Origin of the sequence: Williamsia sp., assembly GCF_016462415.1 — a bacterium.
In the GTDB taxonomy this organism is placed as follows: domain Bacteria; phylum Actinomycetota; class Actinomycetes; order Mycobacteriales; family Mycobacteriaceae; genus Williamsia_A.
Window position 1 is genome coordinate 1 of record NZ_JAEMTF010000114.1, and the last position, 13,715, is coordinate 13,715.

Below are 13,715 nucleotides of genomic sequence, written 5' to 3' on the forward strand. Positions count from 1 at the left end.
GCGCCGACGGAGCTGTGGTCGAGGCGGAGACATCGGTGCTCGCGTCCGGCGTCGACGACGTGGATGCCGACGAACTCGAACTCGACGGTGTGGAACTCGATGCGGCCGAGCTCGAGGGCGCGCCGGACTCGGACGATGACGTGGGCGTCGGTGACGCGATCGACGACGACTCGGTCGTGCCGATCCTGTTCGCGGCCAGCACCACGGTCTTCTGCGTGACCGGCGGCGTCGCCTTCATCGCGTCGAGCAGGTTCTGCTTACCCGCGGCGAGCCCGCGCCCCCAGTTCTCCCAGGTGTGTCCGCCGTAGTTCGGGATGGTGACGACCGAGACGCCGGCCTGCGCCGCCTGCAGTTGCAGCAGCACGGTGGACACCGCGGACAGGGCCTCGAGGAGGATCGCGCTGATCTGATCCTGCGGGGCCAGCTTGGCCATCTCCTGCGGCGTCAGGAACGCGTTGCCCGAGGAGATGATCAGGACCTGACCGTTCTCCTTGAGCTTCGCCAGGTTCTGCGACGCGTCGTTCTGCTGCCACTGTGCGCTGCCGGGGGCGCCCCACATGTTGACGATGCCGTTGGTGTAGTTCGACACCAGCGACTGGGTCGCGAAGACGCCGAGCGCGCCGAGCGGGTTGTTGGTCTGGTAGTACCCCGACATCGCCTGGACGACCTTGAACTGCTCGGGGTGCTTCTCGGCCAGCGTCACCGCGGGCCCGGCCGACATCGACAGTCCGACGATCGCGTTGCCGCTCTTGGCGACACCGAAGTTCTGCTGCAGGAAGTCCGGCAGCTCGGAGGTCAGGAAGGTCTCCTGCTTGATGGTGGTGTTCTTGTCGCCCGCGCCGCCGTTCCAGTCGGTGTAGAACGACGAGGCGCCGCCCACCGGCATCACCAGCGTGGTGTCGGACTTGCCGTCGTAGACCTTGGCGGCCTGCACGTCGGTGGTCCACGCGGAACGGTCCTCACGCGCACGCATTCCGTCGAGCAGGTAGACGCCCTGGGTGCTGCCGCTGGACGCGCGGATCTGCACGATCACCCACTTGCCCTGCGACTGCGAGTAGACCCTGCAGTTCTGGACGTAGTTACCGGACGAGTCCCAGGTACAACCCTGGCGCAGGACCTCGGGGTGGCCGGTCAGCGCCTGAGCCTTGTTGTCCGTCGTCAGCAGCGCGGTCAGCGCGAAGATGACGACGCTCACCGCGATGATGATCGCCGCGGGCCGTACCACCGCGGGACGGAGCACCGCAGCGCTCCATCCGGTCGCCGGTGATCGGTTCTCGTCAACAACGGTCCAGCCCATACAAAATGCCCCTCGTGATCCCGACGTGCCTACACACCGGAGTCGTCACGAGGTCGCGAAACGTTACCGACCCGGTTCCGCGGCTCAGCCCGTCATCAGCCGGATGGCCTCGTCGGTGTCGACGACGTCGGCGTACTTGGCCGCCAGGTCGGTCAGGTTCGCCTCCTGGATGGCCGGCGTCCGGTCCCCGCAGGCGTCGGCGACCACGATCGGCCGGAACCCGAGTTGCAGCGCATCGGTGGCGGAGGCACGGACGCATCCACTGGTCGACAGACCGCAGATGACCACGGTGTCGATCCCCCGGGACGACAGCGTCGCGGCCAGCGACGTTCCGCTGAACGCACTCGCGTACTGCTTGGTGATGACCACCTCGCCACCACGGGGCCGCGGGTCGTCGACGAACTCGGCCAACGGCGAACCCTCGGCGAACACCCGCAGCGACGGGATCTTCGCGACGAACAACCCACCGTCGACGATCGCGCCGCTGTCCGGGTCCACCCGGTAGCTCACCCTCGTGAAGACCACCGGCACCGACAACCCGCGCGCGGCGGCGACCAACCGGGCCGACGCCGCCACCGCCGACTCGACCGGCGCGCGCAGCGGCGAGGAGTCGTCGACGTAGGCGCGCGCGAGGTCGATGGCCAGTACCGCGGGCCGCTGCCCGAATCCCACCGATCCCGCGAAACCGGACCGGCGGTAGTCGTCGAGCGGGTCGGACGACTCGGTGCTCATCGAGCCGCTGACCGGGCCACGCTCACCGGCGGCCGCGGGGCCGGCAATCCCGTCTCCTCCTCGCAGCGTTCCAGGATCTCCGCGATCGACGGGCCCATGTCGAAGGTCTGCAGTTCGCCGCGTCCTGAGCGGATCTCCGCACGACGGGTCTCGGTCGCCGCGGTGTCGACGACACCCTGGTCGTCGCAGACCACCCCGTAGCCGGCCGTCGCACCCTCGACGGTGACCAAGCCGCGTCGCACCTCGAGGGCGACCAGTTCGGGGTCGCGGGTGAGCGGGTCACCCCATCCCCCGCCGCCCCAGGTGACGAAGTGCAGCACGTCGCCCGGGTACACCGGCGCGTCGTGGATCTTGCTGGGCAGGATGTCGATCTCACCGTTCTTCCGCACGATCCACTTGCGACCGCGCGCGCCGGGCTTGCCGCCGTTGACACCCCAGGGGTAGGTGAGCCAGCGGTCGTCGTGGATGGCGATCGTGCCCGGTTGTTCGAAGTGGTAGGCGACGTCGACACCGTTGCCGCCGCGGTGCACACCGGCACCGCCGGTGTCGGGCAACGTCTCCCACCGCTCGACCCGCAACGGGTAGTACGACTCCAGGTACTCGCACGGGATGTTCACGAACGACGGCCACAGCGAATGACCGTCCGGTCCGTCGCCGATGGGACGCCCGGGGATACCGCCGAACCCGATCGAGTAGAGCTGGAACCACTCGCCGTCGCGCGGTCCGCCGTCGTAGTGACCGGAGTACATGAAGTGCGGCGACGAGGAGAACCCGGCGGCGTTGAGGATCTCCGGGTTGTTCTGCCCCAGCAGCCCACCGAACAGGTCGAACACGCGGCCGATGCCGTGATTGCGACCGTTGAGCGCGGCCGGATAGGCCGGTTTCCAGAACGAGTTGTCCGGGATGGTCACGTCGATCAACGGATAGAACCCGTCGTTCCACAGGATCTGCGGATCGGCGATGGTGATCACGTAGATGCCGAAGAACATCCGGACGAGGTTCTCGTTGATGAAGTAGTTGATCGGCCCCACGGCCTGCGGCGCGTGTTCGGAGAAGTCGAGGTGGATCTTCTCGCCGTGACGGGTCAGCTTGATGGTGAGTTCATAAGGCCCGTAACCACATCCGTCATCGCAGATGTAGTCACTGAACTCGATGGTCTCACCGTCGACGAACAGCGTCGCGAGCAGCACCTTCATGGCCTGGTAGTTGCGGTCGAGCAGCGCGTCGAGCGCCGACAGGTACACCTCGACGCCAAACCGGTCACACAGTTCGACGATGCGTCGCGACGCCGTGGTGCATGCCGCGACCAGACCGTTGAGGTCGGCGCGGTTCCAGTCGGGCATGCGCACCTGGTTGAGGATGATGTCGAGCGCGGTCTCGTTGAGCGTGCCCTGGTCGTAGAGCTTGAACGGCGGGATCACCACGCCCTCTTCGAAGATGGTGCGTGCGTCGGCGGGCATCGACGACGGCGTCTTGCCGCCCACGTCGGACATGTGGCCGAACATCGACGACCACCCGACGACCCGCCCGCTGTGGAAGATGGGCAGGACGATCAACCAATCGTTGGCGTGGCTGATGGCAGCGCCGCAGGCGTAGGGGTCGGAGGTGAGCAGGATGTCGCCGTCGCCGACGGTGCCGTCGAAGTTGTCGAGGAAGTCGGGGACGGACAGACCGAACTGGCCGACGACCATCTTGCCGCTCGGATCGGCGATGAGCGGGAACTCGTCGTGCTGTTCCCGGATACCGGGCGACAGCGCGGTACGGAACAGCACCTCGTCCATCTCGTAGCGGGCGTTGCGCAGAGCGTTCTCGATGATGTCGAGGGTGACCGGGTCGACGGAGGTCTTCGCGACCGGGTCGGTGGCGGTTTCGATGATGGTGGCCATCGTGGTTCTCCTGTGCTGGGAGGGAGGGTGTCTCGGGGTGTGAGGTCGGGTCAGACCGGTCGGATGATGAGGCTGCCGCTGGGGTCGACGGTGGCGGCGTGCCCGGACAGGACGAGCGTCGTGGAGTCCATCTCGGTGACGATGGCCGGTCCGACGATGACGTTGCCCGCCAACAACTTCTCGCGGTCGTAGATGCCCGCGGTCGTGTGCGCGCCGTCCATCCACACCTGCGACTCCTCGATCAGTGCCGCTGACGGATCCTCCGACCCCTGGGCCAGTTCGGTCCAGGCGACCTCGGGACGCGGCCCGCTCACGGTGACGCGCAGGTTGATGACCTCACGCTCGTTCTTGAGCAGGAACGAGAACAGTCGTTTGTGCTCGGTGTCGAAGGCGGTGCCCAACTCCGCCAGCAGGTCTCCGGTCCCGGTGAGCACATCGGGGTCGAGGTCGACGGGGATCTCGAATCCCTGGCCGTGGTAGCGCAGGTCCACCTGGTAGGTCGCGGTCTGCTCGGCCCGCGGCACGCCTTCGGTCTCGAGGCGCTCGGTGGCCACCTCGGCGAGATCGGAGATGACCGAACGCAATTCGTCGCTGGTGAGATCGACGAAGGCACGGATCAGGGTGCGGGCACTCTCGGCACGCAGACAGGTCGTGGCGTCGCCGTAGGCGCACAGCACCCCGGGCGAGGGCGGGATGATCACCGGCCAGGCGCCGGTGAGCCGGCCGAGGGCGTTCGCGTGCAGCGGACCGGCACCGCCGAACGACACCAGCGCGAAATCGCGGGGGTCGTAGCCCTGCTGGACACTCACCAGCCGCAACGCTCCGAACATGTTCTCGTTGACGATGTCGACCACCCCCGACGCCGCGGCCTCGGGGGAATCGAGTCCCATCGCGTCGGAGATCGTCGCGACCGCCGTGCGGGCGGCCTCGACATCGAGCTTCACCTCGCCGCCGGCGAGGTCGCTGGGCAGATACCCCAAGACGACGTTGGCGTCGGTGACCGTCGGTTCCGTGCCGCCGTTGCCGTAGGCCGCGGGACCGGGATCGGCACCTGCGGACTGCGGACCCACGCGCAGGGCCTTGGTCAGCTCGGGGACATGCGCGATGGAACCGCCACCGGCGCCGACGGTTCGGACGTCGACACTGGTCGCGCGGACCGCGAGGTCGCCCACCTTGGTCTCGCGGCCGATGCGGGGTTGACCGTCGAGGACGAGGGCGACATCGGTGGACGTCCCGCCCATGTCGAAGGTCAGGAAGTCGTTGTATCCGGCCTGCTGGGCGAACCACACCGCACCGGTCACGCCGCCGGCCGGTCCCGACAACAGCAGCGACACCGGGTCCTCGGCGGCCTTGCTCGCCTGTACCAGACCACCGTCGCTGCGCAGGATCGACAGCGGCGCGGTGATCCCCTTCTCCCTCAGCGACGAGTCGAGGTTCTTGACGTATCGCGAGACCTCGGGCTGCACATAGCTGTTGGCCACCGTGGTCAGGGTGCGCTCGTACTCGCGCATCTCCGGCAGGACGTGCGACGACAACGAGATCGGGATGTCGGGCAGCTCCTCGGCCACCCACCGTCCGACCTGCTCCTCGTGGTCGCTGTTCGCATACGAGTTGATCAGCGACACCGTGATCGCCTCGACGTCGGCACCGGCGAGCTTGCGCAGCTCGCCGCGGGTCTGCTCCTCGTCGAGCGGGGTGATCTCACCGCCGTCGGCGCCGATCCGGCCGACCACCTGAACGGTGTGCTCGAGCTTGGCCAGTGGCTCGGGCTTCGGCCAGATGATCCACCCGGCGAGCCCGCCCGGGACGAACGACCGCGCGATCTGCAGGACCTGACGGAACCCGTCGGTTGTCACCAGACCCACCCGAGCACCGCGTCCCTGCAAGATCGCGTTGGTCGCCACGGTGGTCCCGTGCAGCACCTGCTCGATCTGTTCGGGGTCGATGCCCGCGTCGGTGCACACCTTGGTGACGCCGTTGAGCACGCCGACGGATTGATCCGCGGGTGTCGACGGGGTCTTGGCGCGGTAGGTGCTGCCCGAGGTCTCCTCGAGCAGCAGCACATCGGTGAACGTCCCGCCGACGTCCACTCCGAGTCGGTATCGCATGGGGTCTCCTAGTTGTTTCGACGCCGGTGGGCGGTGGGGGTCAGATGATGCTGCGGCGCGCGAGGTCGGCGCGACGGTCGTCGGACAGTTCGAGCAGGTGCCGGTAGATGTCGTCGTTGTGTTCGCCGAGTTCGGGACCGAGATGCCGCACCGCACCGGGGGTGTCCCCGAGCTTGGGGAAGACGTTGTGCGTGGGGAACTCGCCGAAGTCGCGGTGGGCCAGCCGCACGATCGCGTCGCGGGCGGCGAAGTGCGGGTCGTCGAACATGTCACGCGCGGTGAAGATCCGACCGGCGGGAACGCCACCGCCGTGCAGGGTCTCCAACAGCTCGTCGGTGTCGAGGTCAGCCGTCCAGGCGGCGATGATCCCGTCGAGTTCGTCCATGTTCTCCCCGCGGGCCGCATGGCCGGCGAAACGCGGCGCGGTGATCAGATCCTCGCGACCCATGACCGTCGCGAGCCGACCGAACACGGTGTCCTGATTGGCGGCGATCAGGATCATCTCGCCGCCCCGCGTGGGATAGACGTTGCTGGGCGAGACGTTCGGCAGCACCGAGCCCGTCCGCTCGCGCTGATATCCGGCCACCGCCCACTCCGGCAGCATCGACTCCATCATCGCGAGGACCGACTCGTAGATGGCCGCGTCGACGAGCTGCCCGCGGCCGGTGACCGATCGGCTGTGCAGAGCGGTGAGCACACCGATGGTGGCGAACACCGCCGCCAGCGAGTCGCCGAGCGAGATCCCGGCCCGCGACGGGGCATTGTCGGGATCGCCGGTGACGTAACGGATCCCGCCCATCGCCTCACCGATCGACCCGTAACCGGCGCGTGAGGAGTACGGACCGGTCTGTCCGTAGCCGCTGACGCGCGCCATGATGAGTCCGGGGTTGTCGGCGCGCAGTTCCTCGAAGCCGAGGTTCCACCGCTCGAGGGTGCCGGGACGGAAGTTCTCGACGACGATGTCGGAGCGGCCGATGATGTCGCGGGCGAGTTCCTGGCCCTCCGGCGTGCGCATGTCACACGTCACCGACTTCTTGTTGCGGGCCACCACCGGCCACCACAGCGACTTGCCGTAGGGCTTCTCACGCCCCCACTGCCGCATGGGATCTCCGACCCCCGGGGCCTCGAGCTTGATGACCTCGGCACCGAAGTCGGCCAGGAGTTGACCACAGAACGGGCCGGCCAACAGCTGACCCATCTCCACCACCCGCAGGTCGGCCAACGGCCCGGTCGCGGTGGGAGGTGCCGTGTCGTGTGCCGTGGTCATGATCAGACTCCGCTCTGAGCCGGTTGGGCCGTCGTGTGCGCGTGGTGGGCGGTTGTGTGCCCGGGTTGGGCCGGTGTTTCTGCCGGTTGGGCCGTCGTCGCCAGCTCCTCGTCGGCGCGAACCGAGGCGAGCAGCACGGCCTTGGCCGCTCGGACGTGCGACCGCATCACGGCATCCGCCCACACCTCGTCCCGCGCACGCAGCGCGGCAATCAGTTCACGATGGTGTCCGGCACTGCGGTGCAGATCCTCGGGCGCGTACCGGTGGAAGGTCCGCATCATCAGTGGCAGCTGGATCACCGCGCTGAGCATCGAGGTGAGCCGGGTGCTCGCCGAGGCGGTGCGGACGATGGCGTGGAACTCCATGTTGGCCGTGGCGACGAGTTCGAGGTCGTCGTCGAGCGCGGCCGCCTCCATGCGGTCGCACAGTTCGGCCATCTGATCGAGCTGCCCATCGCTGATCCGCGACGCCGCGCGCCCGGCCGCCAACGCCTCCAACGTCATGCGGAGGTCGTAGATCTCCTCGAGGTCATCGGAGGTGAACTGATAGACGCGGGCGCCGCGATGCGGCAACACCTCGACGAGGCCCTCGACCTCCAGCTGGCGCAACGCCTCTCGCACCGGGGTGCGGGAGGCCTGCGTGACCTCGGCCAGCTCCGCCTCACCCAGCCGCGCCCCAGGCGCGAACCGGCCGTCGAGAATGGCGGCCCGGATGTGGGAGTACACCCGGTCGACTGCACGTTCCACTGCGACCCCGTTTCGCTTGTTTGTATGCAAGGTAAGCGGGAGTTCGAGTTCTGTCTTGATAAACCGCAGATTTAACCGCGAATCAACACAACCTTGTATGCAATACCTGGTGGGGTGATGATGGGTGGATGACGAACACGACCTACGCCGGAACTCATGTGGTGGAAGTCGGGCCGCGCGACGGCCTGCAGAACGAACGCACCGCCCTGTCGGTGGAAACCAAGGTCGACTTCATCACCCGCGCCGTCGACGCCGGCATGCGACGCATCGAGGCCGTCAGCTTCGTCAACCCGAAGCGTGTGCCCCAGATGGCCGGCGCCGAAGAGGTCATGGCGGCGCTCCCCCGGCGGGACGACGTGGACTACATCGGGTTGGTGCTCAACGAGCGTGGACTCGAACGCGCTCTGGCCGCGGGCGTCGACGAGGTGAACGTGGTCGTCGTCTGTTCCGACGAGTTCAGTCAGCGCAACCAGGGCTGCGACGTCGAGGAGGGCCTGGCGCGGTGGAAGCGGATCGCCGCCGAGTCCCGAGCCGCGGGCATGTTCACCACGGTCACCTTCGCGGTCTCGTTCGGGTGCCCGTTCAGTGGCGAGATGCCCGCCGAGCGCGTCATCGATCTGATGGCGCGGGTCGCGGAGTCGGGCCCCGACGAGATCGCCATCGCCGACACCATCGGGGTGGGTGTGCCGGCACAGGTTCGCGCTCTGCACGCCGGTGCGCGACGCGTCGCGCCGGACGTAGCGCTGCGGTGGCATTTCCACAACACCCGCAACACCGGTTACGCCAACGCGCTGACCGCCTTCGATCTCGGCGACTGCGCCCTCGACGCCAGCATCGGCGGGTTCGGTGGATGTCCGTTCGCCCCCAACGCAACCGGCAACATCGCGACCGAGGACCTCAACTATGCGCTGCAGCGATCCGGTGTCGACACCGGCATCGACGGCGGGGCCATCGCCGACGCGGCGACATGGATCGGTGCGCAGCTGGACTCGCCGGTCCCTGCGCTGTTCGGACGTGCCGGGCCGTTCCCGGGCTGATCGGTTGGAACGCTGTCACGTTCGCAGTGGCTCGTACTCGACTGACGCACACGACAACGGCGGGCGGGTCCATGGGACCCACCCGCCGCTGCGGTGTTTCAGACGCGAACGTCTGTGATCAGTTGACGAACTTCGCGCGCGCTGCGGCCTGGTCGCCGATCACGAACTCGGGGTTGGTCACGTGCACGTCGAGGGTGTTGCCCGGACCCGCGATGATCGCGTTGAGCACGCCGGCGAACGGTCCGCAGTTCTGGAACGGCGGGATCGTGTAGCTGCCCTTGATGTGGGCGTCGGCCTGCGGCACGTCGCCGCCGAGCAGCTTGGTGGCATCGAGCGAACCGGTCAGCTTGGCCGTGGTGGGCGCGGTGACACAGCTTCCGTTGGCCGGAACCAGGTTCAGGCTGGCCGAACCGCTGCTGATGTTGAGCGGCTGCACCGAGTCGAGACGGATCTGGAAGGTCTGCGACACGTCCAGGTCGAGGGCCGGCGCGGTTTCGGTGCCACCCTGCTTGATCGTGCCGGTCACCTGCGACGCGTTGATGACCGAGATCTTGAAGTTGGCCAGCGTGAGCGGACCGAGCTTGAGCTTGGCCGCGGCCTGCGGGAGGTTGAGGGTTCCCTCCAGGTTGGTCAGGTCGGTGCGGGTCACCAGTTTGGTCTGGGGGAACACGACCGGCTGCTGGGTCTTCGCGATCACAGTCGTGGTGTCAGCGTCGAAGTTGATACCGAGGCTGTTGGACGGGTCCAACGCTGCGTTCGCCTGGGTGGCGGACACCGTTCCCAGGGCAGCGGTCGCCATGACGGCCGCCGTGAGCGCGATCATCCGATTACGAATCTTCATTCCTGCTCCGTTACTCAGGGCACCTCGCTGGTGCCGTCGAAACGGACACTAATGATCACAGTTAAGTGACAGTTCAATATCAGGGAACGTTGGTTTAACTCACTACTGAGCAGTGTCCCGTTCGTATGAATGTCCAGTCGTTCACGAACGCACACATTGCCATCGCATCAGCCTGCGTCAGACGTGTTCTTGCGTAGCCTGATTCACCGGTCGGACGACGCGGCGTGAGACCACGACCGGCCGTCGGCCTGGATCCGCCGCAGCAGCATTAGCGTGGCGGTCATGACCCCGCCCAGCTCGCTGTCTGTGCTCCTCATGTCGGACACCCATCTGCCGAAACGCGCGAAGGTACTACCCGAGGAGCTTCTGGCTGCCGTCGATGCTGCAGATGTGGTGATCCACGCCGGCGACTGGGTCGATCTCGCCACGTTCGAGCTGCTCGACGCACGGTCGGCGCGGCTCATCGCGTGTTGGGGGAACAACGACGGGCCGGAACTGCGGGGGCGGATGCCCGAGCGCGCCGACGTGACCATCGACGGTCTGCGCATCACGGTCGTCCACGAGACCGGCGCCTCGACGGGCCGCGACAAGCGGATGTCGCTGACCTACCCCGACACCGACGTTCTCGTGTTCGGCCACAGCCACATCCCGTGGGACACCACCACCGACACCGGCCTGCGTCTGCTCAACCCCGGCTCCCCCACCGATCGTCGACGTCAGCCGCACTGCACCTACATGACCACCACCGTCACCGACGGCGTCCTGGGTGACGTGCACCTCCACGAGCTGCAGCCCGACACGACGCGGTCGATACGCTGACCGCGGAGGCCCACACACATGAACCCGCTCACCACCGCCGTCGATGTCCTGCTCGATCGCACGGTCATCCCCGGTTATTCACGCATCGGATCATCGGTGCGCAGTCGCTTCTGGGCACCCGACCCGGAACCGTTCGACACCGGCGTCGACATCGTCGTCACCGGCGGCAGTTCCGGTCTGGGTGCGGCCGCCGCCACCGAGCTCGCGCGACTCGGCGCACGCGTCCACCTCGTCGGCCGGACCGCCGAGCGACTCGAGTCGTCGGCGCGGACGGTGCGAGGCCACGTCCCCGACGCCGATGTGGTGATCCACGAGTACGACATCAGCGATCTCGACGCGGTCTCGCGGCTGGTGACCGCGCTGACCGCGGACCTGCCGCGTGTGCACGCCGTGATCCACAGTGCCGGGGTGATGCCGCCGGAGCGGACGCTCTCCGCGCAGGGACACGAGTCGGCCTTCGCCACCCACGTGCTGGGTCCGGTCGCGTTGACCGTGGGGCTGCGGCCACTGTTCGACGCGGACTCGCGGGTCGTGTTCGTCTCCAGCGGCGGGATGTACCCCGTGCCGTTGCAGACCACGGACTTCGAGTTCACCGAGGGCACCTACTCCGGACTCACCGCCTACGCGCGAACCAAACGCATGCAGGTGGTGGTCACCGAGCAACTGGCGCAACGGTTCGCGGGTCCCGAGGACGCCGTCGTGCACAGCATGCACCCGGGGTGGGCGGCGACTCCCGGCGTGACCGACTCGATCCCGGCGTTCGGTGCCGTCATGAAGCCGATCCTGCGCACCGCGCAAGCCGGTGCCGACACCATCGTGTGGTTGGCGGCCTCTCCCCAGGCGACCACGAGCACCGGTAAGTTCTGGCACGACCGTGCCACCCGACCGACCCACTACCCGTCCTGGCGCCGGGATTCACCCGACGCGCGGGAGGCGTTGTGGCAGGCGGTCGTGGACGCCACCGGGATAGACCAGGCGTAGCCAGATGACCCGCTGAGCGGGGACTACGGCCACGGATGCAACTGGCGAGCGTGGGTGAGGTCGAGAACGAACAGCGCAGCCCCCTGAACGACGACCGCGGCGCCGTGCCCGCGCGCCTGCTCGGCGGTGATCCGACCGCGGAAACTCGGGGTGCGGACGATCAGATGAGCTCCGCCGGCCACGTAGGCGACATCGAGGCCGGTGTTGATCAGCAGGAGCCGACGGAGTTTCGGTGTGGTGGGCGGGGTCGACTGCAGCGTGGACACCCCGGCGATGACCACATCGATCGCGCCCCACATCGCATTCTGAAGTCCGAAAGCGCGGCTCCCCGCACTCCGTCCGCGCAGAGCCAGAAGCCCGCCACCGACGACCGACACTCCACCCCACAGCGTCAGTCGACGCGTCAGATGACGGGAGACATCAGGGGCGAGTTCGACGGTCATGACCTCATGATGCCCGGCGGCGACACCACCGCGCGCAACCCTTTCGGGCCGACGCCCCGCGACAGTGCCGTGAGCATCACCGCGCACCCGAGGCCGGAGAGCACCAATCCACTGCCGAACATCGCGGGGTAGCCGAACAGGTCACCGACCACGCCTGCCGTGAATCCGGCGATGCCCTGCGAGAAGACGACCGCGCACGCGATCAGCGTGTAGTCGGTTCCCGCGTGATCACGATCGGACGCGTCCATCATCAGCGCGAACACCACCACGGTGGCCGCGCCCCCGAAGACGTGCTCGGCGATGCTTGCCGTGACGATGAGACCCAGGCCTCCGATGTCGAGGGAGGCCGCGACGTACAGCGCGAGCGCGGCGGTCTGGGTGATGCCGGCGAGCAACAGCGCGTGGCGACGCCCGAACCGGTAGGCGTACCAACCGCCGAGTCCCGCGCCGACCAACGCCGACACCGAGGACAACCCGCCTTCGATGAGCGCGATCTGCGGCAGCGAGAGCCCGACGTCGGAGAGGAACGGGCCCACCAACGCCGACCCCATCGAGTTCCCGAACTTGTACCCGGCGACGAGCAGGATGAACGCGATCATCCCCGGTCGGCGTAGCCGCGTGAACCAGCCGGTGGCCAACCGAGCCGCCGACGGTCGGTCGGCTGCGGACGAGACCTGATCAGCAGCATCGGTCTGGGCACGCAGGAACCACACCGGGATCGTCGACGCGATCAGTAGAAGCGCCATCGCGACGAACAACAGACGCCACCCGGCGAGCGAGAACAACCACAGCAGCAACCCGCCGCCGACGATCATCCCGATGCGATACGCGCCCACCTGAATCGCGTTACCGACGCCGCGGTCGCGCGGTCCGAGCAGGCGGACGGCGAGCCCGTCGGTGACGACGTCCTGGGTCGCGGAGATGAGGTTGACCACCGCGATGCCGACGAACAGCCAGGTCAGGGTCGTCGACAGGTCCAGGCAGGCGAGGATCAGAGCGACTGCAGCGGAAGCGCTTTGGAGCGTCAACAGCCATCGGCGCCGCGACCCGTAGCGGTCGACGTACGGCGCCCAGAGGAACTTGAGCGCCCAGGGGGCGAAGAGGATGCCGGTGGCGCTGATCGTCACCAGCGAATACCCGGAGCGGCGGAGCACCACCGGCAGCGCCTGTGTGAAGAAGCCGAACGGCAGTCCCTGCGCGAAATACAGGCTCGTCAGGAGGACGAACGCCCCGGCCGTCAGCGATGACGACCGGCTCATCGAGGGCGCGGTCACGCGAGTCCCCCGGCGGTCTCGTCGGGCCACCAGCGCGCGCGTTCGATGTCGACGATCCCGCGGCGCAACGGTGTGTTCTCGCTGTGCCACTGCGTCTGCGCCTCGATCATCAGATGGGCGGGCAGGGTTCCGGTGGCGCGCACGACTCGCCACCAGGTGACCGCTTGGCCGTCGCGCGCCATGACTCCGCCGACGCCGCGCGGTCCGCCGCGCTGCAGGTACTCGGCGATGTCGCCGTAGGTCATCACCCGACCGCTCGGGATGCGGTCGACGACGTCGAGAAC

At 67.8% G+C, this 13,715-nt stretch carries 13 protein-coding genes; 3 read left to right on the forward strand and 10 right to left on the reverse strand.

The window, feature by feature from the left end; genetic code table 11:
- The 6 genes from JHC79_RS19970 to JHC79_RS19995 form a co-directional block, all read right to left on the reverse strand.
- Positions 1-1,240 (reverse strand): alpha/beta hydrolase family protein (locus JHC79_RS19970; RefSeq protein ID WP_296394113.1); only part of this gene is annotated, 1,240 nt, incomplete at its 3' end.
- A gap of 141 nt (positions 1,241-1,381) precedes the next feature.
- Positions 1,382-2,029 carry an isochorismatase family protein gene (locus tag JHC79_RS19975; RefSeq protein WP_296389800.1) on the reverse strand — a complete coding sequence of 216 codons (648 nt, stop codon included), beginning with the start codon at positions 2,027-2,029 and terminating at the stop codon, positions 1,382-1,384.
- Complete coding sequence (locus JHC79_RS19980) at positions 2,026-3,915, reverse strand: hydantoinase B/oxoprolinase family protein (protein WP_296389799.1); 1,890 nt, start codon at positions 3,913-3,915, stop codon at positions 2,026-2,028. The genes JHC79_RS19975 and JHC79_RS19980 overlap by 4 nt, the downstream gene beginning before the upstream one ends.
- A 50-nt stretch (positions 3,916-3,965) precedes the next feature.
- Complete coding sequence (locus JHC79_RS19985) at positions 3,966-6,023, reverse strand: hydantoinase/oxoprolinase family protein (protein ID WP_296389798.1); 2,058 nt, start codon at positions 6,021-6,023, stop codon at positions 3,966-3,968.
- Positions 6,024-6,063: 40 nt separating this feature from the next.
- Complete coding sequence (locus JHC79_RS19990) at positions 6,064-7,290, reverse strand: CoA transferase (protein WP_296389797.1); 1,227 nt, start codon at positions 7,288-7,290, stop codon at positions 6,064-6,066.
- Positions 7,291-7,292: 2 nt separating this feature from the next.
- Entirely contained in the window at positions 7,293-8,036 is a 744-nt protein-coding gene (locus JHC79_RS19995; RefSeq protein WP_296389796.1) for a GntR family transcriptional regulator, read from the reverse strand.
- A 128-nt stretch (positions 8,037-8,164) separates the two neighbouring features.
- Between JHC79_RS19995 and JHC79_RS20000 the strand changes: the two genes are divergently transcribed.
- Positions 8,165-9,073 carry a hydroxymethylglutaryl-CoA lyase gene (locus JHC79_RS20000; RefSeq protein WP_296389795.1) on the forward strand — a complete coding sequence of 303 codons (909 nt, stop codon included), beginning with the start codon at positions 8,165-8,167 and terminating at the stop codon, positions 9,071-9,073.
- Positions 9,074-9,191: 118 nt separating this feature from the next.
- Here JHC79_RS20000 and JHC79_RS20005 read toward each other — a convergent pair whose 3' ends face one another.
- A complete protein-coding gene (locus JHC79_RS20005) occupies positions 9,192-9,914 on the reverse strand; it encodes a hypothetical protein (protein WP_296389794.1) in 723 nt (240 codons plus the stop codon).
- Between the two features lie 300 nt (positions 9,915-10,214).
- On the opposite strand from JHC79_RS20005, the gene JHC79_RS20010 reads away from it, so the two are divergent.
- Both JHC79_RS20010 and JHC79_RS20015 read left to right on the forward strand, forming a co-directional pair.
- Complete coding sequence (locus tag JHC79_RS20010; RefSeq protein ID WP_296389835.1) at positions 10,215-10,733, forward strand: metallophosphoesterase; 519 nt, start codon at positions 10,215-10,217, stop codon at positions 10,731-10,733.
- An 18-nt stretch (positions 10,734-10,751) separates the two neighbouring features.
- Entirely contained in the window at positions 10,752-11,714 is a 963-nt protein-coding gene (locus JHC79_RS20015) for an SDR family NAD(P)-dependent oxidoreductase (RefSeq protein WP_296389793.1), read from the forward strand.
- A 23-nt stretch (positions 11,715-11,737) separates the two neighbouring features.
- Here the strand turns inward: JHC79_RS20015 and JHC79_RS20020 are convergent, their stop codons facing one another.
- From JHC79_RS20020 to JHC79_RS20030, 3 genes are all read right to left on the reverse strand, one after another.
- A complete protein-coding gene (locus tag JHC79_RS20020) occupies positions 11,738-12,157 on the reverse strand; it encodes a hypothetical protein (protein ID WP_296389792.1) in 420 nt (139 codons plus the stop codon).
- Complete coding sequence (locus JHC79_RS20025) at positions 12,154-13,416, reverse strand: MFS transporter (protein ID WP_296389834.1); 1,263 nt, start codon at positions 13,414-13,416, stop codon at positions 12,154-12,156. Before JHC79_RS20025 ends, JHC79_RS20020 begins: the two co-directional genes overlap by 4 nt.
- A gap of 11 nt (positions 13,417-13,427) precedes the next feature.
- On the reverse strand, positions 13,428-13,715 hold a 288-nt coding region (locus JHC79_RS20030), incomplete at its 5' end, for an MGMT family protein (RefSeq protein WP_296394116.1).

Coding starts and splice junctions, on each gene's coding strand:
- JHC79_RS19975 (WP_296389800.1), bottom strand. CDS start 2,029: ATGAGCACCGAGTCGTCCGACCCGCTCGACGACTACCGCCGGTCCGGT.
- JHC79_RS19980 (WP_296389799.1), bottom strand. CDS start 3,915: ATGGCCACCATCATCGAAACCGCCACCGACCCGGTCGCGAAGACCTCC.
- JHC79_RS19985 (WP_296389798.1), bottom strand. CDS start 6,023: ATGCGATACCGACTCGGAGTGGACGTCGGCGGGACGTTCACCGATGTG.
- JHC79_RS19990 (WP_296389797.1), bottom strand. CDS start 7,290: ATGACCACGGCACACGACACGGCACCTCCCACCGCGACCGGGCCGTTG.
- JHC79_RS20000 (WP_296389795.1), top strand. CDS start 8,165: ATGACGAACACGACCTACGCCGGAACTCATGTGGTGGAAGTCGGGCCG.
- JHC79_RS20005 (WP_296389794.1), bottom strand. CDS start 9,914: ATGAAGATTCGTAATCGGATGATCGCGCTCACGGCGGCCGTCATGGCG.
- JHC79_RS20015 (WP_296389793.1), top strand. CDS start 10,752: ATGAACCCGCTCACCACCGCCGTCGATGTCCTGCTCGATCGCACGGTC.
- JHC79_RS20020 (WP_296389792.1), bottom strand. CDS start 12,157: ATGACCGTCGAACTCGCCCCTGATGTCTCCCGTCATCTGACGCGTCGA.
- JHC79_RS20025 (WP_296389834.1), bottom strand. CDS start 13,416: ATGAGCCGGTCGTCATCGCTGACGGCCGGGGCGTTCGTCCTCCTGACG.